This is a genomic window from Terriglobales bacterium (genome assembly GCA_035567895.1).
Taxonomy (GTDB): domain Bacteria; phylum Acidobacteriota; class Terriglobia; order Terriglobales; family Acidobacteriaceae; genus Gp1-AA112.
In genome coordinates, this window is the sequence record DATMPC010000013.1 from 14343 (window position 1) to 38796 (window position 24454).

Below are 24454 nucleotides of genomic sequence, written 5' to 3' on the forward strand. Positions count from 1 at the left end.
CCCACGTTCAAGGAGAGTATGGCTTATGAAGATGGAGTCGTTACGGGAACTATTTGTCGAAGAGCTGAAGGATCTGTATTCCGCGGAGAATCAAATCCTTAAGGCTTTGCCCAAGATGGTCAAAGCTGCGTCGTCGAAAGAACTGAAAGAGGGCTTTGAAGAGCACCTGGAGCAAACCAAAGGACACGTGGAGAGACTGGAACAGATCTTCGAGGATTTGGACGAGAGCCCAAAGGGCAAGAAGTGCAAGGGCATGGAAGGGCTGCTCGAGGAAGGCAAGGAGTGGATGGAAGAAGACGCCGGGCCTGAAGTAATGGACGCTGGGTTAATTGCAGCCGCTCAACACGTGGAGCATTACGAGATGGCCGGATACGGCTGCGTGCGCACCTACGCCGAGTTACTGGGCAACAAACGCGCCGCGCAAATCCTGCAAAAAACACTGGATGAAGAGAAGCAAACCGACAGTAAGCTCACGAACTTAGCCAGCAAGATCAACGTGGAAGCGGAGAAGGCGGCTTAGCCGTCCACCCGCAGTAGCTCCTGCTGGTGAGCCCGTCCGCACGGCTCACCTCAAAGCGGCGGCTCGCCAACGTCTTTCAATCGGGAGGCTGGTCGCGGTAATTTTTTTCTGGGGCCTATCGTCATATCGCCAAAATCGCTTTATTTCCGGGTTTAGATTCACTGAGTTGCAGAAGGCCGAGGGAGCACGAGGGAGCAATCCAGCGCTCGTGCCGGCGTATCCCTTAGAGCTGAAGTTGAAGATGTAGCCGCCTAGCGACAGGTCATAGCGGAAGTCGAAGTCGGGGTTAGCGTTGCCGGTGTCGTCAAGCGCCGCCGAGGAATTGATGTTAACGCGCGTCACGTTGACGGCGTGAACGACAATCGACGAAGACGACAGATTGTTGCCGTTTGCATCAGAGAGTTGGAGCTTAATGGGATAGGCGCTGCCGCTCTTCTTCGCGACGTTCTGGTCGTAAAGCGGGCAGATGTGATAGCGAGCCTGTTGGATCGGCGCTAGCCGCTCAGCGACGACGAAACCGATTGCTTTGTTCACCCAACTTTCACCCTCTGCGCTCCACTAATCATCCCTACAGCCGTTATACCCCGCCACTGTCAGGCTTGACAGTGCAGGGCAAGGAACGATGTGCGGCGGTCTTTCCAACCAGGCGATAGCCGCTCACGCCGAAGAGGGCTAGTTTTCATTTCGAGTGACGGGGCGACTCTGAAGTCATGGGTCAGGACGGAGTCCCAGCACGTTGTCCAGAAGTCGGCTTATGGGAAGGTGCTGCAGCTTCCTTGCGTTCGCGAGAGATCTCCTCGAAGCCCGTTTCTGGATAGTTGCCGACGACTCACCCGCTGACCGCCCGATTCTGGAGGTTGTGAGTGTAATGGCGATTTATCAACAGCAATCGCTGCAAGGATCTGTACAAACCTAATAACCAGTGGTCGGGAGACCCATCGACTTCTGCTGCCGCAAGCGCGAATCGCACTCTGGGCCGATGATTTGCTCTTCTTTGGTGACCGACGGACGCAGCCAACGAGAAGAGACCGGAACGCCGGCTCGTAGTTTTTGCTGTTGTATTAACTTGCCGAAATCGAAAAACTGAATGAACCAAGTGGATTCTTCAGACACCCGTGGCATCGGCAACCGCAAAGGATGGGACGAAATATCTGCATCGACCTTTAGTGTAAAGGGTATCCCGTACTCATCGAGAGCAGTGTGCCTGAATCCGGAACCAACAGAAGATCCGTTCGTGGAAATCTTCCCTCCATTCGCCTTTGCTAGGTGCAAGCCTCTGAGTTCTCCAGTGGATTCGTAGTCGGCGGCAACTAGTACGTAATCTGCCTTATTGCGAATTAGTCTGATCAGACTGATGGAGCTGACCGGCGGTAACGCGCGCGGGGCATCAGCAAGCACAGCTGGTGTTTCAAGTCCGGAATCATAGCCGTTGGAGAAAAATGCGATGGCAACCGAGCTGTAGTTGCTCTCGACAGGCCGATTGTAGAAGCACGTCTTCTCGACGTAAACCGTGCCGAAATCTCCGGTGAGGAGCAGATCGGATTTCACCGTTCGATCCAATCGGCCATCGCGTTTGGTTTCCAGATATAGCGATCGGTGGGCGTCAGAATCGCCATGATTCCTTTCCATATGGTCTACCGACGTTAAATTCGCTCCATAGAAGAAGAGGTAGTACGATCCCGAGACCGGCTCGAACAGCGATTCGGAACCAACAGGGATCAATCGTCCATCACGATCAAATTGCATTCCGGGAAAGAAGTGGGCTCCAGTTCTTGTTTGGCAAGATGTGAGAGCAGCGAGCCAAATTAGCGCAATCGAGACTAATACAAACGTTTTCACCGAGGGGTCCCGTCGATGAGCGATCAGAGGAGGTTACGCTCAAAAACGACGGTTGTAAGTGTAATAGCGATGTTTCATCAATCACGGCTATTTCTCGTGCGTTATGCTCAGCACTTTGCCGTCCCTCTGTCTGACCTGGGCGCTTGCAACTCCGCCTACACAGGCATCGGTGATCATGTTGCCATGCTGATCCTTGCAATAAAGCGTTCCCCAGACCTTCCAAATTCCGTCCCGCAAACTAGCTTTGAACGGTCGCTCTGACGCGATCTTCTTTTCACCGTACACTTTTGCTAATGCTTTTTCAGCGACCCTCACCGCAGTTGCCTCGTCGGGAACAGCAACGGGAAGCTGGGCGAGAGCAACTGCTGCGATGGCAGTGAACAGGATCATCAGGCTGACACGCCGTTTCATGCGTGGAACTCTATATCAGATCACGACTTCGTGCATGATGGATGTAGACAGGCAATTTCACTCATTGAGACTTTCCGCCTATGGCCTGCCCCTTCGTGGCAGGTCAATGCCGTACGCACGGTCGCTTCCCTCAGCCACAGCGAAGAACGACACTATTGTGCCCGGCAAGCCTAGAATGAAGGCCAACGTTCGCCAGAGGACACTCCGATTGTTTTGCGCTCGCATACCCGCGAAACTGATGTTGGCCAATATCCACAATCCTGAAATGCCAGTGTCTTGAATTTGAGATTGTGTTGTCGCGCTCACCTGTGCCAAAGCCGCAGACGTGCAGGCCATGCACCCGAGCAGGAGAATCGTTAGATCACGGCCAAAACGGATTTGTCGCATGCACAACTCCGCATAGCACCAGAGACGAACACAGTCGGACTGGTGCTGAATGGAACCTCGCGAAATTTACGCCTAGTTAAGCTGATTGTCGAGAACAGGCGATTACGCTCATTGAGAACTGGATGCCGACCAATCCGAAAGCTATTCCGGGCCAGAAGTCCTCTTATGGTCCTCGAAGCCCGTTTCTGGACCACCTCCGTGTTACGGCAGCTCGCCTTGCTCCAACGCCACTGGGCAGCCAACCAGTCGTGGTTGATGTTCGGATTCCCGAGCGGCTGATGTGAACGCTCGCTTGCGTATGATCGCAATAGGAGTCGTCAATGAGCAGCGTACAAATCGAGCAGAAGAGCTATGAGATGCCCCCGCGAGAGGGGATCAGCATTGCGCATTTTCTCACCGTCGCCGACATCGAGCGATCGGCTCGCTACTACGAAAAGGTCTTCGGCGCTCGCATTCTGAGCCTGGGAGATGGCAACGCGCCTGGGTATCTTCAGCTTGCGAATATCTGGATGATTCTGAACGTTGGGGGCGGGCCGACCCCGGATAAGCCGACGGTAACGCTCAGCGTCCCCGACCCGAATCACATCAACAGCTTTATGAATTTCCGCGTTGCGGATATTCAAGCGTGCTATGAATTATGGAAAAGTCGAGGAGCGGAGTTCATCACGGAGCCGATCCCCAAGTACGGCGAGACGCGCTGCTACATCCGCGATCCTGACGGTTACATTATCGAGGTCGGACAGAGCACTGCCCTCAAGTACGGGTAACGCTCGGCCCGGATGCGATGCGGATTTAGACGCTTACGGATGTCCGCTTAGTGCCGGCCCATTGGCGCGAACATGAGCAGAATCGTATTAGCGATTGTCACTTGTTGTTAACAGCGATTTCACTCATTACTGGGCCCCCAGCATCCCTGATTTTGAGCGTGTTGCGAGCAAACGGAAATATTGCGGGCAAGTCGGCCCTCTGGTCCTCGAAGCCCGTTTGTGGACCGAGGAAGAAGAGCTAAAGGGCTCACGGATTACTTCCGCATTGCCGACGGCCTGCGAGCATTTCCGCTATATCAACGCATCATCTCAACCGGAAAGCCGGTTTCGATGCTTTGGTTGCATGGCCGATAACGAGCCGGCATATCACATCATCGGCTCCCTCAGGTCCTTTCTTCATGATCGTGCCCGATGACGGGCGACTCTGAAGTTATGGGTCAGGACAGAGTCCCAAAGCGCTGTGGGAACTTCGTGAGTGGAACTCAGTAGAAAGCGAATCCGAGGTTTCAAGATGTCCGACCTCCGCTGACAGCAGTGCCTTGCGCAGTTTTGCTCTGCTCTGTCCGCCATGCGAACGAGCAGCTTCCTGCAATGTTTGCAAGAGGCGTGTGCTGGCGACGAGTAACAAACCTCCCTAGATTTATCTCTGCCTTCTACCCGCGGATTCAGACGTTCCGGCACGAGCTGTCGCGTGGCAGTTATGTCATCAGAGTGTACGTGTTTGTCCGGCTGCAGCACGGATTCCGATTACCGACAACTGAACTTCTGAATCAATGCCGCGCAGCAATTCGACTGTGCGGCCGTTGCGCGCATATAGATCCACGGGGGATATGCTCGTCGTCAGTATCGACGAGTAACAAACCTCCCTAGATTGCTGAAGAATACGTTGGAGTTCCACATCTGTATACGGACGTATTGGGATATGCTCGTCGTCAGTATCGACGAGTAACAAACCTCCCTAGATTTTCCTAGTTCGCGAGAACCAATATCTCTGCCTTCTACCCGCGGATTCAGACGTTCCGGCACGAGCTGTCGCGTGGCAGTTATGTCATCAGAGTGTACGGTGCCGGCTTCCTGGCCTTAGTGGCGTTGTCCGGAATTGCACTGCAGGTCTGGCAGGTGTATCGGAGATGAACCGTTCCCTAGATTGCTGAAGAATACGTTGGAGTTCCACATCTGTATACGGACGATACGCGAAGAATGCCCTGAATGCTGTTTGCGCATGCCGACGTATACGTGATCATAAAACTGCCGTCCAGCATCTCAATTGGCCAGGAAGTTGGTAACGGCCTCCCCGTATTTTCAACATTGATTACCAGCCAGTGTGTCTTGGCTCGCTCAATGGTGACGAGATACCGATGCTTGGCCAGGTACTTTTGGAAGCATGGTTCGGAGCGTTGACTGCCGGCTTAGCAGCCCATCCGTGCCCATCAGCAACTGCCAGGATCAAACAGAGGAAAGAGCACAGCATGGTTTTGGGCGTTTGACTTACTGGCTTAGCAGCCAATCCATGCCCATCTTAAACAACCCTGCCAGGATCAACGGGAGAGGAAGGCGACGCGCCAAGAACCTCGAATGGGTGCGCATGAACTCAGGCGGTCGATACCGCAGTCAGACGCTCCCGTAGCTGCCCCGCCAATCAGAGAGGTGTCCGGAGCAGTGTCCCGTAACTGACTACTCGTGTGACATAGCGTGCTTTTTCATGCCCGAGGGCGACTGTAAGTGATTGGGATTTCGTGGCATCACATCGCAGAGGAGAATTGCTAAACCGTTATAGGGTCAAAAGCTCTATCGGGGGTTCGAATCCCCCCCTCTCCGCCAGAAACTTATCGCTCGTCCAAGCGAGCAGCTTCGCTCGGTACGCGAGAATGCCCCGAGTCACTGTGCTTCGTCAGGATCATGCTTGACCCGCGTGTCTGTAGCGATCCAATTCACTTCCCATGTTTTGCCCCCATCATCCGAGAATGCCTGTTCAAAATGGCACGAATCGGGAGTGATGTCTGATATGACAAATCGAACGAGGATTGCTCGCCCGTTCAGTGTTTCCTGGTCGTAGAACTCGCCACGTTTACCTTTGAATTCCCCGATCGTGGGTTGGCTCAGGGTCCCGCTGTTCGCGTTGGCAAAATTAAGCGTCCACTGATGAGACTGCGGATTGTAGAGACGCAGGCTCAACCCCTCAAAATGGCCCGCAGGACCATCGGCTACGAGCTCGACCAGATTGGCGCGGCCATTCCAGACCTTACTGACAACTGTAGTGCCCTCATATTCCACCCAGGTAGTCGAGCCAGTGAGCGGATGCAGCAGGCGCCTGAGATGAGTTTTCCACGTTCCAATTTCGAAGTCGAAATCGTGTTGCCCATCTTGTTCCACGGCTTTTCTGATGTTCGTCGCGCCAGAGTCCGTTTGGGCCAGCATTCGCGCAGAGCAAGGCGCGACAATCAGAGCGATCAGGACTATGTGGCGGAGTTGACAACGCTTGGTTAGGTTCATGTTGGTCGTGTGTCTACTACGATCCGGCTTCGAGCATGCCTCATTCTGTGGTATCTCGGAAGCCCCACTTCTTGCGGCATCAGCGACATCACTTTTAAACACCAAGCAGCGGATAAATGAGAGTTCAGACTTCTGAAATCCTCTACTTAGCCTTTCGATGTTCCGGCCATGCAGTTGCCTGTTTGCGTTCTGAAGACTCGGCTTACTGCGCTATCATGCATTCCAGCTCTCTGCGATGACTTGCTAGCAAAGTCCCCGTGGCCGGACCTATGACTCAGCGCCTGATCGGATCGTCTCTCCCGCGCACGGAAGGTCACAGCAAGGTCACCGGTCAGGCGCGCTACGTTGACGACATCTCATTCCCAGACATGCTGCATGGAGTTACGGTGCGCAGCACGGTCGCTCGCGGACGCATTCGCAAGATCCACTTCGATCCTGCCATCCCGTGGGACGAGTTCACAATCGTCAAGGCTTCGGACATTCCCGGCAGGAATCGCATCGCACTGATCGCCGACGATCAGCCGTGTCTCGCCGACGGCATTATCAATCATGCTGAAGAACCGGTACTCCTGCTGGCACATGCGGATAAGCAGCTCCTGGAGGAAGCCCGCCGCGCGGTGACCCTCGAGGTCGATCCGCTGCCGGCCATCTTCGACATCGACGATGCTTTAGCGAAGAAGGAGATCATCTGGGGCAGTGACAACATCTTCAAGACGTTTCTCGTGGAGAAGGGCGACGTGGACAGCGCATGGGCGGAAGCCTATGCGATTGTCGAGGGCGAGTATCACACCGGGGCGCAGGAGCAGCTTTACATCGAGCCGCAAGGCATGATTGCTCAATACAATCCCGAAACAGGAATCACGGTCTGGGGCTCGATGCAGTGTCCATATTATGTCCACAAGGCGCTCATGCCATTGCTGAATCTGCCGCCTGAAAAAGTGCGTGTGATTCAGACTGAAACTGGGGGTGCGTTTGGAGGAAAAGAAGAGTATCCATCGATAATCGCCTGCCACGCTGCCTTGTTGGCGCGGAAGGGCGGCAAGCCGGTGAAGATCATCTACGATCGCTCTGAAGACATGGCGGCGACTACCAAGCGTCATCCTTCGCGCACACGTCACCGGACCGCAGTTACTCGCGATGGCAAGTTGCTGGCGATGGACATCGAGTTCATCGTGGACGGCGGCGCTTACACTACTCTCTCAACAGTCGTGCTATCGCGTGGCACGATTCACGCGGGCGGCCCGTATGCATGTCCGAATGTCCGCATTCGCAGCAAGGCTGTGGCTACCAACCATCCTCCTCATGGGGCTTTTCGCGGGTTCGGAGCGCCGCAGAGCATTTTTGCCCTGGAGTGCCAGATGGACCGGGTCGCGCAGCAACTCAACATGCCACCCGACGAATTTCGTCGAAGGAACTTTGTTCACGAAGGCGATACCCTCGCCGTAAGCCAGGTAGTGCGCGAGCCCGTAAATCTCGAGCAGCTCATGAATCGAGCTTTCGAATTAAGCGAGTACCGCATCAAGCGAGAGCGATTTGCGCGTGAGAATCAAACGTCACCAGTCAAACGCGGCATAGGCTTCGCTACGTTTATGCACGGCGCTGGGTTTACCGGCTCCGGCGAGCGCTCAATGGGCTCTATCCTCGCTGTCGAGGCTACCAAGGAAGGCGTTGTTCGCGTGCTCGCTTCCAGTACTGAAATGGGACAGGGGACGAACACAGTCTTTTCCCAGATCGCGGCGGAGGCGCTCGGAATCGGGATCGATTCGGTCGAAGTAGTCACGCCGGACACATCAGTCGTTCCGAACAGCGGGCCTACGGTCGCATCCCGCACCTGCATGATCGTTGGCAAGCTCGTGGAATCGGCGTGCCTGCAGATTCGTGAAACTCTGATGCTGAGCGGCTTGCTGCGCTCCGGATATTCCGCGCAGCAGTTCAAGAGCGCCTGCCGGCAATACATTGAACGGCATGGAACACTCAGAGGCCAAAGCCAGTATGCAACGCCACCCGGGATCTACTGGGACGACGACAAGTATCAGGGCGATGCATATGCGACCTATGCCTGGGCAGTCTATGTCGCTGAGGTCTCTGTGGACACGCGCACCTGGGAGACCCGCGTTGAAGATTTCGTGGCGGTCCAAGAGGTGGGCCGGGTAATTAATCCCGTTCTTGCGGCAGGTCAGATCGAAGGCGGAGTGGCGCAGGGCATCGGATATGCGTTGTATGAAGAGGTGGCGTGGCGCGAAGGTCGCATGATCAACAATCAGATGACAAACTACATCATGCCCACCTCTGCCGATCTTCCGCGGATTCGCGTCTATTTCGAAGAGATTCCGTACAAACACGGCCCCGGTGGAGCGAAGGGAATCGGCGAGCTGCCGATCGATGGCCCAGCACCCGCGATTGTCAATGCGATCCACAATGCGATTGGAGTGCCTGTCGACCGCATTCCTGCCACGCCCGAAGTTCTGATGCAGGCAATGGAGGGCGCTCTTGTCTGAGGGACAGCGCGCGACAATACGGTTCAGTGTGAACGAACGGCCAGAGTCGGTGACGGCTCATCCGTTGCGCCGTTTGTTGGATGTGCTGCGCGAGGATCTTCATCTCACCGGTACGAAGGAAGGATGCGGCGAAGGCGAATGCGGTGCCTGCGCGGTGTTGCTCGACGGTGAGGTCGTCAACAGTTGCCTCATTCCGATTCTGCAAGTGCAGGATGCAAGAGTAGTCACAATCGAAGGGCTCGCTCAAAACGATAAGGCCAGACTTCTGCAGGAATCCTTCATTCAGTGTGGTGGAGCCCAGTGCGGTATCTGCACGCCCGGCATGATAGTGGCCTCGTGGAATTTGCTTGAGCGCAATCCACTTCCCACCGATAAGGACTTACGAAATGCGCTGTCGGGAAATCTGTGCCGATGTACCGGATACACGCGGATTTTTGATGCCATCAAGACCGCTTCAGGCAAGCTGGCGCAGGCTGCAGCGAAATGAGATCGTATCTTCCGCGATACGAGATGCAAGCTCCTCGCGACTTGGCCGAAGCGTTCGAACTCATGGCCGCTCAGCCCGGCGAATGGAAGCCCTTTGCCGGCGGGACAGACTTGATGGTGCTGCTTGAGCAGGGCAAGTTGGCGCATCGCAAATTTTTGAGCGTCACGCACATTGCGGAGTTGCATGGCATCGAGATCTCCAGCTCTCATGTGGCGATTGGTGCTCTGAATACTTATAGCCAATTGCAGCGAAACTCTATGTTACGAGATGAGTTCCCGCTGCTCTGTCAGGCAGCCCGCGAAACCGGCAGCATCGCCAACCAAAATCGGGGAACGCTCGGCGGGAACATCGCCAACGCTTCGCCGGCCGCCGATTCGCCCCCGGCATTGCTCGTATACGACGCCGAATTGGAACTCACGTCGAAGCGCGGTGCGCGATGGATTCCCTACGCTCGCTTCCATACCGGTTACAAACAAATGGACATGGCGCCCGAGGAAATCATCTCCCGGATTCGCCTGCCTCGGAGCGGGAAGCAGTGGAAACAGTACTACCGCAAAGTAGGCACGCGCAGGGCGCAGGCGATTTCTAAAGTATGCTTCGCCGGAGCTGCCGAGATTGGTGACGGCAAGATCCGCGACATTCGCGTGGCGCTCGGCAGCGTCGCTCCTACTGTTCTTCGTTGCGTAAAGACAGAAGCACTTTTGCTGAAGAGTACCGGCCCTTCTCGGATCAAAGATGCACAAGAGCAACTCGCAGCCGAGATGAGTCCGGTTGACGACTTCCGCTCCAACGCCCGATATCGAACCTGGGTAGCCCAAAATCTGTTGGCGGAGTTTTTGCTTCAGTTATGAGCGGACTCGAGTGCGTGATTCGCAGCAACCGCGTTGTGCTTCCCAACAGTATTCGGCCCGCGGCAATTGTGATTCGCGACGGAGTGATCGCTGAGATTCTTGATCCCAAGCGCGTGGCATCGGCCGAAGCGCTCGATTTCGAGGACTCGGTTGTGATGCCGGGCATTGTCGATACCCATGTGCACATCAATGAGCCCGGGCGCACGGAATGGGAAGGATTCGAGACTGCGACCATGGCCGCGGCGGCCGGCGGTGTGACTTCGCTGATCGAGATGCCGCTTAACAGCATCCCGGCCACCACAACAGCAGAGGCATTCCGCCAAAAGCTGGCGGCGGGCCAAGGCAAGCTCTTCGTGGACGTGGGATTCTGGGGCGGAGTGGTCCCAGGAAATTGCCCGGAACTCTTGAAACTCTACAAAGAAGGGGTATTCGGCTTCAAATGCTTTCTTGTGCCTTCGGGTGTGCCCGAGTTCGAGGCTGTGAGTGAGTCCGATCTGCGGCTCGCACTTCCTGAATTGGCACGGCTTGACGCGGTGCTGCTTGCGCATGCGGAACTTCCTGGTCCGATCGAAGACGCAACACGCAGGATCGGCGGTAAGAATTCCCGGTCGTATTCGACTTGGCTGCAGTCGCATCCTTCCGTGGCGGAAGACCAGGCGATTCAGTTGCTGATTCGCCTGTCGCAGGAATACAAAACCAGAGTGCACATCGTTCATCTGTCATCGGGGGCGGCTGCTCCGATGATTCACGCTGCAAAGTCTAGCGGAATCAAAGTCTCCGTGGAAACTTGCCCACACTATTTGACGATCGCAGCGGAAGAGATTCCCGACGGTGCCACGCAATTCAAATGCGCCCCTCCGATTCGTGAGGCTGCCAATCAGGAGCGTCTCTGGGATGCGTTGCGGGACGGCACAATCGATTTTGTCGCCACCGATCACTCTCCGGCTCCGCCGCAGACGAAGTGCGCTGAGACCGGGGATTACATGCGAGCGTGGGGTGGCATCGCTTCGCTGCAACTCAGTCTTCCGCTGCTCTGGACGAGCGCGCATAAACGCGGATTCGGTATCGACGATGTCGCGAATTGGTTGTGTCGCGAGCCCGCCAAACTCGCAGGACTGTCGAGAAAGGGCGAAATCGCCCAGGGGCGAGATGCAGACTTGGTAGTCTGGAATCCGGATCAGTCGTTTCAAGTGCAGCCTGAGAAAATGTTTTTCCGGCACAAGCTCACACCGTATTCTGGCCGAACTTTGTTCGGGGTAGTGCAATCGACGTTTCTTCGAGGCAAGGAGATCTATACGTCTGGTAATTTCCCGAATTCCCGGAGCGGACGTGTGTTACTCCAAGGACAGGCATGAGCGAGTTCTCCGATCTGCTTGACCTTGCATCAGAGCGCGTCGGGGGCCGCGTGCTCGCCACAAACGATGACTTCTTTGCTCCCAAAGAAAATCTAATCAAGGCTGCCAAGCCGGTATGGATCGAAAACAAGTACACCGATCGCGGCAAATGGATGGACGGTTGGGAGTCGCGTCGTCGCCGCACTCCCGGACACGATTGGTGCATCCTGCAGCTAGGGATACCGGGCGTTCTATCTCAAGTTGTCGTTGATACCAGCTACTTTCGCGGAAACTTTCCGGAGTCTTGCTCGCTGGAAGCCTGCGCCATCGAGCAGTCGAATGTTGAGTTGGCGGGCGGCACGCCCTGGGCTGAAGTGTTTCCGCGATCTCAACTCAAGGGAGACAGTCAGAACATCTTCGCAATAAACGATCCTCATCGTTATACGCACTTGCGCTTGAATATTTACCCCGACGGCGGCGTCGCTCGGCTGCGAGTTCTTGGCGAAGCTATTCCTGAATTGGAACAGGCACTTAATAATTCCGACCTGGCCGATTTGGCTGCTGTGCATAATGGCGGCCATGTCCTCGACTGCAGCGACAAATTCTTTAGCGCGCCGCAGAATTTGCTCATGCCTGGCTCGAGCTGCGGAATGCACGACGGCTGGGAGACGAAACGCCGGCGCGGTCCGGGTTACGACTGGGTGACCATCCGACTAGGGGTCTCAGGGACAATTCAGGCAATCGAAGTCGATACCTCTTACTTCAAGGGCAACTTCCCTGAGAGTTGTTCACTGGAAATCTGTGCGGCGGGATCCGACGGGTCAGATACCACGAACTGCTCTTGGCAAGAACTGCTTCCGCGCACGGCGCTCAGCGCGGACTCAGTTCATCGATTCGAGGTGGCCGCACAAAAACCCGCAACCCAGGTTCGCTTTAACATCTACCCTGACGGGGGAGTCGCACGGCTGCGCATTTACGGAGTGCCGGACAAGAATGCTCTGGTAGTGTCGCGGTTGCGTTGGCTGAATTCGTTGCCCGACTACGCTGCTCGAAGCGTCTTGTTGAACTGTTGTGGTTCGTTGAAATGGGCTGCCCTTATGACTGAGCGTCGGCCCTTCGCAGATGTTCAACAATTGCTGGATCAGCACACGGCGAGTTCCGAGCGCTTAGCGGCTGAGGATTGGAAGGAAGCCTTCGCCGCTCATCCGAAGATCGGAGAAGACAGAGACACCATCAGCAGCGGACAGGCACAACGATGGTCGCAGCAGGAACAATCCGCAGCGGCCGTCGCTTCTCTCCAGGTACGAAACGCGCTGCAGCGCCGAAATCAGGAATATCATGAGCGCTTCGGCTACATCTTTATCGTGTGCGCAAGCGGGAAGTCCGCCGAGGAGATGTTAGCGATGCTTACCGAACGCCTTCGTAACGATCCCGCGCGCGAGCTTGAGGTTGCCGCCGGGGAACAGAGGAAGATCACGAGGCTTCGACTGCAAAAACTGATCGGGGCGTGACACTTCAAACAGCATGACCAATCATTCCAGTCCGATTACCACTCACGTGCTCGACACTGCGCGCGGAAAACCCGCAGCGGGCATTCCCGTGGCTCTGCACCTGCAGTCGGATGGAAATTGGCGAGAGCTTGCCCGTGGAATCACCAACCAGGACGGCAGAATCACTGACTTGCTTCAGGAATCGAAGTTACAGGCGGGGAAATACCGGCTGACCTTCGACACAGGTGGATATCTTGCCGCCTCCGGCAAGCCGTTTTTTCCCGAAGTGGAAATCGTTTTTGAGATACATGATCCGGCTCAGCACTATCACGTCCCACTGTTGCTCAGCCCCTATGGCTACTCCACCTATCGAGGCAGCTAGCCGATGAGCTTCGAGCTAGTAGCGAATAATTACGGAAAGTCGCGCGTGCGCCTGGTGCGTGTGACCAGAACCGGTCCGCAGCACGATATCAAAGACATCTCCGTCGACATTCAGTTCGAGGGCGACTTCGACGCCATACACACCAAAGGCGACAACAGTAAAGTTCTGCCGACGGACACGATGAAGAATACGGTGTACGCTCTGGCTGCGCAGCAACCCGTGGGTGAGATCGAACACTTTGGCACGCGGCTTGTGTGCCACTTTCTTGGCAATAATGCGCAGGTCACGGCCGTGAAGGTAGGCATCTCTGAACATCTTTGGTCGCGTATTGGCGCGGAGGCAAGGCCGCACCCGACCGCGTTCGTTTCTGGCGGGAATGAGCGCCGCACGGCTAGTGTGACTGGAACTCGGGAGAGAACAACCGTGTCTGCCGGAATCGAAGGACTGCTGGTGCTTAGAACAGCGGGCTCGGCTTTTGACGGCTACCTGAAAGATCCCTATACAACTCTCCCCGAAACTCGCGACCGCATCTTCGCAACAGTCGTAAGAGCGGACTGGGATTATGGAGTGGAAGATGCCAGCTTCGGTCTGTGCTGGAGGACAGTACGTGGGGCGTTGTTAGAAACTTTTGGTAATCATCCCAGTGAGTCAGTACAGCACACTCTCTATGCGATGGCGGAAGCCGCGTTGGAACGATGCGACCAACTCAGCGAGATCCGCCTGTCGATGCCCAATAAGCATCATCTCGCCTTCGATATTTCCCGTTTTGGTATGGAGAGCCGTAATGAAGTTTTCGTTCCCACCGACGAGCCCTACGGACTGATCGAGGCGACTCTGCGCAGAACCTGACGAATCGCACCGATAATGGGGCTGAAAATCTAGCAATCACGATGAGAGTAAAATGCTCTGCGGTGCTCCAGGAGGTGCCGTATGCCTCGCTATGAATTCTTCTGCGAAGATTGCCAGAAGCCCTTCGAAGTCATTCTCACTCTCTCAGAGTACGAAAAAGGCGATGTAGCCTGCCCTGGTTGCGGGGCAAAACACGTTCACCAGGACGCCACTGCATTCTTTGCGGTGACGTCGAAAAAAAGCTGAGCTGTCGCAAACCTGATTTTCTTTCTGCTGTCAGCGACTCGATCGAGGCTCTGCCGCCGTCGAGACTGGTTTCTCTCGCCGTGAGGTTCTCGATTGAACGCTGTCGGTATTTGCTCTCCCCAGGCCTGCTCCCGCCTTGCGCTTCAGACATACGACTACAATGATTCTCGACGGCTATTCGCAGCCAAATCGAGTATCGTTTGTGAAAACCAGCGTTTTTGAAATCTTTAAGATCGGTGTTGGGCCCTCAAGCTCTCATACCGTGGGTCCCATGCGGGCTGCGCGAGACTTTGTCGAACGCATCGCGAAGGCTCGAAAGCTTGCAAGCGTTTCGCGCCTGGCTACGGAACTCTTCGGCTCACTTGCGCTTACCGGCCGCGGACACGCGACAGACCGCGCGATCATTCTCGGGCTGCTGGGCGAATCACCCAGCGAGGTGGATCCGGGCAAGATCGAATCAATGGTTGACGAGGTTCGACACAGTGCAACCATCCAACTGCATCATCGTCATCCGATCAGGTTCGATGAGAGCAGCGATCTGGTCTTCCGAACCACCGAGACCCTGCCAGGTCATTCCAATGGCATGCGATTCACCGCCTTTGCCGCAGACGGCTCCGTCGTAGACACACAAATCTATTACTCCGTTGGAGGCGGTTTCATCAGCAGGGAAGGCGAGAAGCCAGCCGAGTCCAATGAAGGAAAGGCGGCAGTACCGCGTCCCTTCTCGAGCGGAGCCGATTTGCTGCGTATCGGAGAAGAGAATGCCATCTCGATTTGGGAAATCGCATTAGCGAACGAAAAAGCCTGGAGCAGCGAGGCCGAAATCAGACAGCAACTCAGCCAGATTCACCAGACGATGGAAGCATCTATCGATCGTGGTTTGCGCACTGAGGGCATTCTTCCAGGTGGACTGAAAGTTCGACGCCGCGCGCCGCGCCTGTTTCAAAAACTCAGCAAGCAGAGTAGCTCCGATCCGCTTGCTCCCATGGATTGGGTAAACGCCTTTGCCATGGCCGTGAATGAAGAGAACGCCGCCGGAGGGCGCGTGGTAACTGCTCCAACAAATGGAGCTGCCGGCATTATTCCCGCAGTGGGCCGTTATTATCTTCGCTTCATTCCCGGAAGCACAGCCGAAGGCATCTTTCATTACCTGCTGACTGCGGGTGCGATTGGAATTCTGTACAAGGAAAATGCATCGATTTCGGGAGCGGAAGTCGGATGCCAGGGGGAAGTTGGGGTTGCCTGCTCAATGGCCGCCGGCGGACTGGTAGCCGCACTTGGCGGCAGTAATGCGCAGATTGAATACGCGGCCGAGATCGGCATGGAACACAACCTTGGCATGACATGTGACCCCATCGGCGGACTCGTCCAGATTCCCTGCATCGAGCGCAATGCAATGGGATCGGTGAAAGCCATCAACGCAGCCCGGATGGCGATGAGCGAAACCGGAGAGCACAAAGTCTCGCTCGATCAAGTAATCGAAACCATGTACCGCACCGGCCAGGACATGCAGTCTCGCTACAAGGAAACCTCTCTGGGCGGGCTGGCACTGAATATTATCGAGTGCTAGAGATTAACTCCCGCACCGTTTGATGGTTCCTCCCCACACGTAATCATCCTGTAACAGATTGGCAAAAGAGTTGGCACCATACACCGATGGTGCCCCTCTGGCTGGCAACTTCCCAAGCTGCTGCTCCATCCGAGAACTCAGGACATAAGAATCGGGTTCTGAGGGCCGAGTATGGGGCAGTTCAGTCTTTATCGCACAATTAGCGCGGTCGCATTGTCGATTGCGCTCCCGCTTTTGGTTGGCTGCATGGCTTTGACCGGCAGCACGAAGAACAATGGCGGCGGAAACCCGGGAAGCCCGAATCCAACCGGAAGTATCACTGTGACTCCCGCGTCGGTGCAGCAAGGCGGCACAGTTACCGTCAGCTGGCAGACTCAGAATGCCACCTCCGTAGCTCTCAGCCAAAACGGAACTTCTGTGCGCCTAGACGGCAACCCTCTAAGTTCGGCGGGAATGCAGTTCACGTTGAATACCGTGGGGACCACAACCTTTACCCTCACCGCTACAGGAGCGGCAGGAACAACAGCCGCCACTGCATCGGGCGCTGCTACGGTCACCGCGCCTCCTCCGACTGGGGGACCAACCGCAACACTGACCGCCACTCCGACGACCGTAACTGCCGGGCAGTCCGTGACCCTCAAGTGGACAACGACCAACGCGACCAGCGTTAGCCTGACCCAAAATGGGACGAATGTACCCATCGGCTCGGGACAAACGTCGACGGTAGTGACCTTGAACGCTGTCGGAACGGCGACATTCATTCTCACGGCAACGGGAGCGCAAGGCGCTGCGGCCACAAGCCAAGCCTCAGTGCAGGTGACTCCTGCGACGTCGCCCGGGGACATCACCGCGGTAAATCACATTATCTTTCTCTCACAGGAGAACCGAAGCTTCGACGTTATCTTCGGCAAGCTCAACGAATACCGCGCCACGTTTGGGCTACCCCCAGACATCGATGGATTGCCTGACGACTGCAGCAGCGCGAACTCCGACTGGACTAAACCCTGCGGAGCGATGAATAAAGCTCCGAACTCTGCAGGAGTTCCTACAAATCCGATCTACGCGTTCCACCTGAAGACGATGTGCATTGAGAACACCAGTTCAGATTGGATCGTCTCGCGATGGGCCTTTAACGCAGAAGATCCCGCGTCCGATACTCCGCTCATGGATGGGTTCGCCATCGGCGTGGCTAGCGCAACTCCCGCACCAGCAACATCGAATCCCACGATTCCCGATAAGCAGGGCATTCGCGCGATGGGATTTTATACGGCACCGGATCTCGAGTATCACTACTGGCTGGCGACACAGTTTGGCGTTTCGGACCGTTGGTTTGCTCCAGCGCCCACACGCACCGACTCCAATCGGTACTACCTGGTCGGAGCAACGTCCGGAGGATATGCGTATTCCATCGCAGGCGACGAGCCTTTGATCCAGTCGCAGACGATCTTCGATCGGCTGCAAGCGGCGGGCGTTTCCTGGAAAATCTATAGCAACGAGCTGTACACCTCGGCCTTCTCGTTCTCAGGATTCATGGCGGGGTTTGGACCAAATGGCGCGAGTCCACACATATTCCCACTCTCGCAATTCGACGCCGACGTTGCCGGTGGAACTCTTCCCGCCGTCGCCTACATCGAGCGAGTCGACAACGACGAGCATCCAGGACTTGGCGGCAACGTCCAGGCGGGAGTGAAGGACACCGCGCACTTCATTAACGAGGTAATGAACAGTTCCGCGTGGAAGGATTCTGTCTTTATTCTGACTTTTGACGAGGGAGGCGGCCTATATGACCACGTTCCCCCACCGACTAACGTGCCCAATCCTGATGGCATTAAGCCAGTCGACCTCTGTACAGGTGCTTCCGATCCGCGCTGCGCGAATGCAAAGTTCACGCATGGGACTCCTCCTTACGATCCGCCCGGCGATTTCAACCGCTACGGCTTCCGCGTTCCGACGGTTGTGATTTCGCCGTTCAGCAAACCACACTACGTCTCGCATCAGCTGACGGATTCGACCGCGTGGCTGGCATTCGTCGAAAAGAGATTCAACTTGCAACCCTTAACCGCGCGCGACGCAGCCGCCTCGAACATGCTGGACTTCTTCGACTTCACGAATGCTCCGTGGAAGACACCACCGAGCAATCCGCCCGCGACTCCGATTGGTCCGTGCTACGACGGCCTGCCGTAAGGCAGGAGGGCAGAGACGCAGCATGCTGCAAATTAGCTTCGCAGAGAAACGGTTTTGAAGGGGCACGGCTTGAGCGAAGCGCAGCCGTGCCGATAAGACGCGGGTTGAAACTCGGCTTCAGCCGCTGAGGGACTTTTACTAAATGGCAAAGATTCCCTCGGAGGCTAAAGCCAGTTGTTCAGGTTGCGCTAACGGCACGGCTACGCTGCTGAAGCCGTGCCCCTTCAAGCTCGTCTTTCTGCGAAGCTAACTGCTTGCAGCATGCTGCGTCTCAACAATTGAAAGGATCAAGCGGAGATCGCTGGATTCAGCTTGGGCGGATGTTCCTTCGGCCTTGACTCCGCGGCAGCCGCCTGGGTCTTCAGTTCCTGCTCAGTCAGCGGCTTCATTTTCTGGTAGGTGTACCACATGCGATGAATAACCGTGATCGTAGAGAGTACGGCGATTACCCACAACACAGGCGCCATGCGGTTGAACAACGCGCCGATAAGCACGAGCACAATGCGCTCTGGCCGTTCGAGGAAGCCGACCTTGCAGCTCGGGATCAGCGACTCGGCACGAGCGCGCGTGTAGCTGACCATCACCGAAGTGGTCATCACAATTCCAACCAGCACCACGTAGAAGAAGTGATTGGCGCGCGCGTAATACACCAGCAGGCCGAAAAACAGCGCGATATCGCTATAGCGGTCGATGACCGAGTCAAAAAAGGCGCCGAAGGTAGTGACCTGGTGGGTAGCGCGGGCGACGCGCCCGTCCACCATGTCAAAGATGCCGGCGGCAAGAATCACCAGACCGGCATAAAAGAAGAGCCGAGGTTGCCGATCACCGCTGGCGTATCCAAAAAGAACTCCGGCGATGATGTTGATGACCAGCCCGGTGAAGGTGAGTATGTTCGGCGAAATGCGGGTGAGCGAAAGTCCGCGCACAATGGCGTATAGAAGCTTGCCGCATGCGCGCCCGAATGCGCCGGTCCAGCTCATCTAGCGTCCGCCTGAAGCGCCGTTGGTCTCGGCTTGCTCCTGATCGTGGATGGTTGCGAGCTTCAAAATCTCCAGCTCGCGCCTGCCGGTGGGCGTTACAACCTCGACTACATCCCCAACCCTTTTGCCCATAAGGCTCTTGCCGATTGGCGAGGTAGTTGAAATTTTACCGTGGGTAACGTCGGATTCTTCGCTGGTAACCAGGGTGTATTCGATCTTTTCGTCCTTGGTGCTATCGAAGACCTCGATCACCGAGCCGAACGCAACCCGATCTTGCGGAATATTATTCAAGTTCACGAGCGCCAGCTCGCCCATACGCTTCTTGAGCTGGCCGAGGCGCGCGTTGACGAACTCCTGGCGCTGCTTTGCCATGTGATACTCAGCGTTCTCGCTGAGGTCGCCGAGTGCGGCCGCCTTTTTTATTTCCTTGGGAAGCTCGTGAGTGAGCTCATGCTCGAGAGCCTTAATTTCTTCCAGCAGCTTCTTCTTTACGTGTTCAGGCATGGACCTCGCCATTCCATCCGCGCCTGAGTGACACGGTGGGGATCAGGAATTTAGGACGATCTGGACGATGACTCACCCTCCGCACTGGGAGGGGCGCGCAGTGTCGACAGGTTCCAGCAGATTATACTCCGCTCCTCGCGGATGAGCCTGGCCGAAGTGATCCAGATTTGCTCAGCCCAAAGGACTTAACTCGCCTGTCAGAAGTTGGCGTTGCAGGAAATAAAAAATGCTCCTGAGGTTCGCCCGTAAGACCGTGGAAAACATTGACTTAACGGCATTTCCGCGATATCCTTGGATCGTTGTAGTGTCCCGGTTCCCCCGCCCAAAGGTGCCTCAATGAACCATGATTTCCACATCGGTGACAAGGTTGTTTATCCCAACCACGGCGTAGGCATAGTAGAGCAGATCAGTAGTCGAACAATTGGCAGCATGGTGCAGAAGTATTACGAGCTGCACATCAAGGCCAGTAATCTGAGAGTTACGATCCCATTCAGCAACGTGGCGGCAGTGGGACTTCGACGAGTCATTAAGAGCGCCGATATCGAGCAAATCCTGGACATTCTGATCAACAGCAAATGCGAGAATCACGCCGACTGGAAATTCCGGTTCAAAGAAAACTCCGAAAAGATGCGCACCGGATCGCTACTGGACGTGGCTTTTGTCCTGAAAAGCCTCCTGGTTTTGAATCAAACCAAGGCGCTTTCCTTCCGCGAGAAGAAGATGCTGGAACGGGCGCGGTATCTGCTGGTAAGTGAGATGGCAATGGCGAGAAATGTCGACGAAACGGAAATGGAAGGGCTTCTGAATCGCGCCCTGGCCAAAGTAAAGCTGAAGTTCCCAGAAGTGACAGCCGACGCGTAGGAGTGGGCTGTTAGCGTTGAGACAGCGCTTGTAAGCTCAGTTATGGCTTCAGGCGGTTGCTTTCTGCTTCTTGTTGTCGGTCCCCTCTCCGAGCAGTTCTCCAAATGGTTTGAGCCCCGTGATGTTGTCGCAGACGATCTTGATTGCTCCCACCACTGGAACAGCAAGGATCAGTCCCATGGCTCCCCAAATCCATCCCCAGATCATCAGACCGACCGTTACGGCCAGCGGGTTCAGTTCCAGCCGTCCACCGAGCACCTTGGGGTAAAGAACATTCATCGCGAATACGTGCAACCCAAGAATGATCGCTGCGACTAGCAGCAAGCTGCTGCTATGCAGCACCCCCGCACCCGAAGCCACTGGCGGCAAAATAGCGAGAACTATTCCTAAGTACGGAACCAGGCTTAAGAACCCGCTGATCAGACCTATGAAATAGAAATAAGGCAGATGCAAAAATGCAAAAACGATTGCGCTTGCGACCGCCAGAAACAAGCCAATAACGAAGTTTCCAACGATGAAGCCCTTCATCATTTCGGAGATCTTGCCTAGCGTTTGATACGCCGCCATCCGCTTCTCGGGCGGAAAGAGACGCACAGCAGACCTTCTCACGTGCTCCTGCCAGGTAAGCATGAAATAAACGAGGAAAGGTATGAAGGTGATGGTGAGCAGTACTTCACCAAAATTGGCAATCTCCTCGCCCCCCACAAACGAAGCAATTCCCCGGTCCTCCTGGACTCTCACTGGAACGGCATTCCGATCCTCAGGCTTGGGCGGAATTACGTTTTGCGCAGATTTGCGAATCTCGGCCGCATTTTGCTGATATTTCCCAACGAGTTTCTTGATCTCACCGGACATCTTGGGCAGCTGATGTGCGAAGTCCACGGCTCGCTGGTAGAAAAAATAGCTCAGGCCGTAGAACAGGGCGAAAACCAGCAACACAGCCAGAGCCGAACCCACGCTTCGAGGAATGCGGATTCTTGCGAAGAAGCCAACCAACGGCTCCAAAATGAACGCGATCAGGATCGAAGTGAAGAGGGTAACCAGGACTAGCTTTGCGACATAGCAAATTGCCAGAATCGCCAGCAGCGTGAGCGTAATTTGCCAAATGGTGGCTTTGCGAAGTTCTTCATGTACCTCTTGCACACCCTCTTCGAGATCCGTCAGCTCCGCCGTTGGTTGCGAGACACTAGCCTCATTCTCCACCGCCATGGGGCTTTGGCGTCCTTGTTGCCTATCTCGCTTTTGCCAGCTCGGCAATGAGGGCATGCTCACGCCTCCGAAGAGGGTAGGATGCGGCGCCCGCCTATAATCGCAGCATGACTGCGGGTCAAAATGCCGCTTCCAATGGCGCAGGCCGCATTTTGGGACTCGATGTAGGAGCGCGGCGCATCGGGATCGCCGTCTCCGATCCTTTGGGCATCACTGCGCAGGGTATTAACACCTTGCACCGCCGCAATCGGCGTCATGATCTGTCTGAGCTGCGAAAGTTCATCGCCGAGTATGGAATTCAAGAAATAGTGGTGGGCAATCCGTTGCGAATGAGCGGCCATACTGGAGCCCAGGCAGAGAAGATGGCTGATTTTGCCAGGCATCTTGAAGATTCGTTCGAGCTTCCTGTTCATCTTTGGGACGAGCGGCTCAGTACCGCCGAAGCTCATCGGCTATTGGATGAGACTGGGATTCGCGACTCACGTCGAAAAGAGGTCATCGACAAGATGGCGGCAGTGCTGATTTTGCAGTCGTTCCTGGATGCGCGGGCAGCGCAGCGTTAAGACCGGGGAAAGGCGAACACGAAGGTCACCAAGGAAAAGGCAGAGGTCACGAAGAGAGCGCCTGTCCTCTTCGTGACCTTCGCAGTTGCCTTCGTGACCTTCGTGTTCGCCTTTCCCCGAGGCTTTATCCTCTTTTCTTGAACACATCGACTTTAACGATCCCTTGTCCCTCTTTCACGTGAACTACGCGATCGACATCGATGTCTTTCAGCTCATCTATCTGCCCGCTTGGCCAGCGTATCTGTAGCAGGTCCACTTTGCTCGCTTTGCCCAACCCGAAATGGACGCGAAGGTCGTTTTGGGAAAAATAGCTGCCACCGCTGCGCACCTCATCTATTTGCTCTACCGGTTTTTCAACCCTGGGAATGCGCGCTACGCACCTGATGCGTGCGCCAATGCCGCTGCGGTTTGACTTCGTACCTATCGTTCTTACTTTGATCCAATGGTTTCCTGTGCTCGAATCACAGCGAATGAGTTGCGGGAGATCATTCACGCAATTCACGACTATGTCGATGTCACCGTCGTTGTCGAAATCGCCGAAGGCCGCTCCCCGTGCCGGCGCCGGCGTCGAGATTCCGGGCCCGGCTTGCATTGAGACATCGTCGAAGTGGCCGTTGCGCATATTGCGGTAGAGCAGCTTACGTTGGGCGTAGGCGGCCTCGGTGCGAAGCTGTTCTACTTCGGGATAGACATGCCCATTGCACACGAGAATGTCTAGCCATCCATCGTTGTCCATATCGAAGAACCCGCATCCCCAACCGAGATACTTCGTGTTCAGGCCGAGGCCCGCTTGAAATGTAGTGTCGTCGAAGCTGCCGGCGCCAAGATTGCGATAGAGCGAATGTGTGTCGCCGGCGAAGTTCGTTTTCACGATGTCGAGATGGCCATCATGATCGTAGTCCCCAGCTGCCACGCCCATGCCAGCCTGAGGCTTGCCATCAGGGCTCAGCGCGGCTCCGGCGGCAACCGCGATGTCGTCGAAGTGGCCGTTCTTGAGATTGTGAAACAGAGCGCTGGCCGTGGAGTCGTTGGCCACGTAGATGTCGGGCCAGCCGTCTTCGTCGAAATCGGCGGTGAGCACGCCTAAACCGTATGTACTTGCCGTTTTGGTAATGCCAGACTGCTCCGAAACATCCGTGAACGTGCCGTCGCCGTTGTTGTGATAGAGGATATCCTTGCCGCCATTCAGTCCTGGCGGCCCGCAGGCGACCATCACGCCCTTGTAGAGACACGGACCCGATTCGGGAACAGGCGCTGTCTTTAGATCAAGGTCGATGTAGTTGGCGACGAAGAGATCGAGATGACCATCGCGATCGTAATCGAGAAAGGCACAGCCGCTATTCCAGCGTGTTATCTTCTGTGTGAGACCGGCCTTTGCGGTTACATCGGTGAACGTGCCGTCGCCGTTGTTGTGATAGAGCGCATTCTGCCCGTAGTAGCTGATGAATAGATCGTCGTATCCGTCGTTGTCGTAATCGCCGACACAGACGCCCTGGCCCCACCCTGAGCGCGCAAGACCAGCTTTCACGGTTACATCGGTAAACGTGCCGTCGCGATTGTTCTTAAAGAGATGACAGGTCGGCTCTTCGCCTTTGGGAAATCCTTCGAGGCGCCAGCCGTTCACTAGAAAGATATCCAGCCATCCATCGTTGTCGTAGTCGTAAAACGCGACTCCGCAGCCGGTCGTTTCCAGGAGATACTTGTTCTTCTTCACTCCTCCGAAGATCGTTTTCGCGTTCAGCCCGGCTTGCCGCGCGACGTCTACAAAAGAAACTCCGAGCGCACTCGAACTTTCCTTGGCTGCTTCGGACTTCGGAGCGGGTGCGGCCTGGCTTCGAAGATCCAACGCGCCAAAGATTTGATCGAAGCTCAGAACGAGAGCGGTGCGGCTGAGTGTCTTGAGAAAGTTACGACGGTTGAACTGCAATGGGCGCCTTTGGACGTGTTAGGATTTCTGCCGCTTTTCGAATCATTTAAGCACAAGACACACAGGCAACACACGACACGGATCGCACGGATTAGACGGATT

21 protein-coding genes are annotated in these 24454 nt (G+C 55.6%); 13 read left to right on the forward strand and 8 right to left on the reverse strand.

What is annotated here, in order from left to right; genetic code table 11:
* Positions 1 to 25: 25 nt before the first annotated feature.
* The gene (locus tag VNX88_03975) at positions 26 to 520 is read left to right on the forward strand and encodes a ferritin-like domain-containing protein (protein ID HWY67796.1); all 495 of its coding nucleotides are present in this window, start codon (positions 26 to 28) and stop codon (positions 518 to 520) included.
* Between the two features lie 45 nt (positions 521 to 565).
* Here VNX88_03975 and VNX88_03980 read toward each other — a convergent pair whose 3' ends face one another.
* The 3 genes from VNX88_03980 to VNX88_03990 form a co-directional block, all read right to left on the reverse strand.
* Entirely contained in the window at positions 566 to 1054 is a 489-nt protein-coding gene (locus VNX88_03980) for a hypothetical protein (GenBank protein ID HWY67797.1), read from the reverse strand.
* A 378-nt stretch (positions 1055 to 1432) separates the two neighbouring features.
* Positions 1433 to 2359, reverse strand: coding sequence for a hypothetical protein (locus VNX88_03985; GenBank protein HWY67798.1), 927 nt, complete (start codon positions 2357 to 2359; stop codon positions 1433 to 1435).
* 87 nt (positions 2360 to 2446) lie between these two features.
* Positions 2447 to 2770: an NTF2 fold immunity protein gene (locus VNX88_03990; GenBank protein HWY67799.1), complete on the reverse strand. Its 324-nt coding sequence runs from the start codon at positions 2768 to 2770 to the stop codon at positions 2447 to 2449.
* Between the two features lie 707 nt (positions 2771 to 3477).
* Between VNX88_03990 and VNX88_03995 the strand changes: the two genes are divergently transcribed.
* Positions 3478 to 3924, forward strand: coding sequence for a VOC family protein (locus tag VNX88_03995; protein HWY67800.1), 447 nt, complete (start codon positions 3478 to 3480; stop codon positions 3922 to 3924).
* Positions 3925 to 5802: 1878 nt separating this feature from the next.
* Here the strand turns inward: VNX88_03995 and VNX88_04000 are convergent.
* The gene (locus VNX88_04000; GenBank protein ID HWY67801.1) at positions 5803 to 6417 is read right to left on the reverse strand and encodes a hypothetical protein; all 615 of its coding nucleotides are present in this window, start codon (positions 6415 to 6417) and stop codon (positions 5803 to 5805) included.
* A 269-nt stretch (positions 6418 to 6686) separates the two neighbouring features.
* Between VNX88_04000 and VNX88_04005 the strand changes: the two genes are divergently transcribed.
* From VNX88_04005 to VNX88_04045, 9 genes are all read left to right on the forward strand, one after another.
* The gene (locus VNX88_04005; protein ID HWY67802.1) at positions 6687 to 8915 is read left to right on the forward strand and encodes a xanthine dehydrogenase family protein molybdopterin-binding subunit; all 2229 of its coding nucleotides are present in this window, start codon (positions 6687 to 6689) and stop codon (positions 8913 to 8915) included.
* The gene (locus VNX88_04010; protein HWY67803.1) at positions 8908 to 9402 is read left to right on the forward strand and encodes a (2Fe-2S)-binding protein; all 495 of its coding nucleotides are present in this window, start codon (positions 8908 to 8910) and stop codon (positions 9400 to 9402) included. Before VNX88_04005 ends, VNX88_04010 begins: the two co-directional genes overlap by 8 nt.
* The gene (locus VNX88_04015; GenBank protein HWY67804.1) at positions 9399 to 10253 is read left to right on the forward strand and encodes a xanthine dehydrogenase family protein subunit M; all 855 of its coding nucleotides are present in this window, start codon (positions 9399 to 9401) and stop codon (positions 10251 to 10253) included. The genes VNX88_04010 and VNX88_04015 overlap by 4 nt, the downstream gene beginning before the upstream one ends.
* Positions 10250 to 11608, forward strand: a complete 1359-nt coding sequence (allB, locus tag VNX88_04020) for an allantoinase AllB (GenBank protein HWY67805.1) — start codon at positions 10250 to 10252, stop codon at positions 11606 to 11608. The genes VNX88_04015 and allB overlap by 4 nt, the downstream gene beginning before the upstream one ends.
* Positions 11605 to 13098: an allantoicase gene (alc, locus tag VNX88_04025; protein ID HWY67806.1), complete on the forward strand. Its 1494-nt coding sequence runs from the start codon at positions 11605 to 11607 to the stop codon at positions 13096 to 13098. The genes allB and alc overlap by 4 nt, the downstream gene beginning before the upstream one ends.
* A 13-nt stretch (positions 13099 to 13111) precedes the next feature.
* A complete protein-coding gene (uraH, locus tag VNX88_04030; protein HWY67807.1) occupies positions 13112 to 13459 on the forward strand; it encodes a hydroxyisourate hydrolase in 348 nt (115 codons plus the stop codon).
* A gap of 3 nt (positions 13460 to 13462) precedes the next feature.
* Positions 13463 to 14308 (forward strand): urate oxidase, encoded by an 846-nt coding sequence (pucL, locus tag VNX88_04035; protein ID HWY67808.1) that lies wholly within the window; start codon positions 13463 to 13465, stop codon positions 14306 to 14308.
* Positions 14309 to 14756: 448 nt separating this feature from the next.
* Entirely contained in the window at positions 14757 to 16124 is a 1368-nt protein-coding gene (locus VNX88_04040; GenBank protein ID HWY67809.1) for an L-serine ammonia-lyase, read from the forward strand.
* Positions 16125 to 16295: 171 nt separating this feature from the next.
* Positions 16296 to 18308 carry an alkaline phosphatase family protein gene (locus VNX88_04045; protein HWY67810.1) on the forward strand — a complete coding sequence of 671 codons (2013 nt, stop codon included), beginning with the start codon at positions 16296 to 16298 and terminating at the stop codon, positions 18306 to 18308.
* 287 nt (positions 18309 to 18595) lie between these two features.
* On the opposite strand, the gene VNX88_04050 is transcribed toward VNX88_04045, so the two are convergent.
* Positions 18596 to 19288 (reverse strand): CDP-alcohol phosphatidyltransferase family protein, encoded by a 693-nt coding sequence (locus VNX88_04050; protein ID HWY67811.1) that lies wholly within the window; start codon positions 19286 to 19288, stop codon positions 18596 to 18598.
* Positions 19289 to 19792 (reverse strand): transcription elongation factor GreA, encoded by a 504-nt coding sequence (gene greA, locus VNX88_04055; protein ID HWY67812.1) that lies wholly within the window; start codon positions 19790 to 19792, stop codon positions 19289 to 19291.
* Positions 19793 to 20128: 336 nt separating this feature from the next.
* Between greA and VNX88_04060 the strand changes: the two genes are divergently transcribed.
* Positions 20129 to 20653, forward strand: a complete 525-nt coding sequence (locus VNX88_04060) for a CarD family transcriptional regulator (GenBank protein ID HWY67813.1) — start codon at positions 20129 to 20131, stop codon at positions 20651 to 20653.
* 48 nt (positions 20654 to 20701) lie between these two features.
* On the opposite strand, the gene VNX88_04065 is transcribed toward VNX88_04060, so the two are convergent.
* Positions 20702 to 21919, reverse strand: coding sequence for an AI-2E family transporter (locus tag VNX88_04065; protein HWY67814.1), 1218 nt, complete (start codon positions 21917 to 21919; stop codon positions 20702 to 20704).
* A 50-nt stretch (positions 21920 to 21969) separates the two neighbouring features.
* Between VNX88_04065 and ruvX the strand changes: the two genes are divergently transcribed.
* Positions 21970 to 22425 carry a Holliday junction resolvase RuvX gene (ruvX, locus tag VNX88_04070; GenBank protein HWY67815.1) on the forward strand — a complete coding sequence of 152 codons (456 nt, stop codon included), beginning with the start codon at positions 21970 to 21972 and terminating at the stop codon, positions 22423 to 22425.
* 124 nt (positions 22426 to 22549) lie between these two features.
* On the opposite strand, the gene VNX88_04075 is transcribed toward ruvX, so the two are convergent.
* Complete coding sequence (locus VNX88_04075) at positions 22550 to 24352, reverse strand: CRTAC1 family protein (GenBank protein ID HWY67816.1); 1803 nt, start codon at positions 24350 to 24352, stop codon at positions 22550 to 22552.
* Positions 24353 to 24454 lie beyond the last annotated feature (102 nt).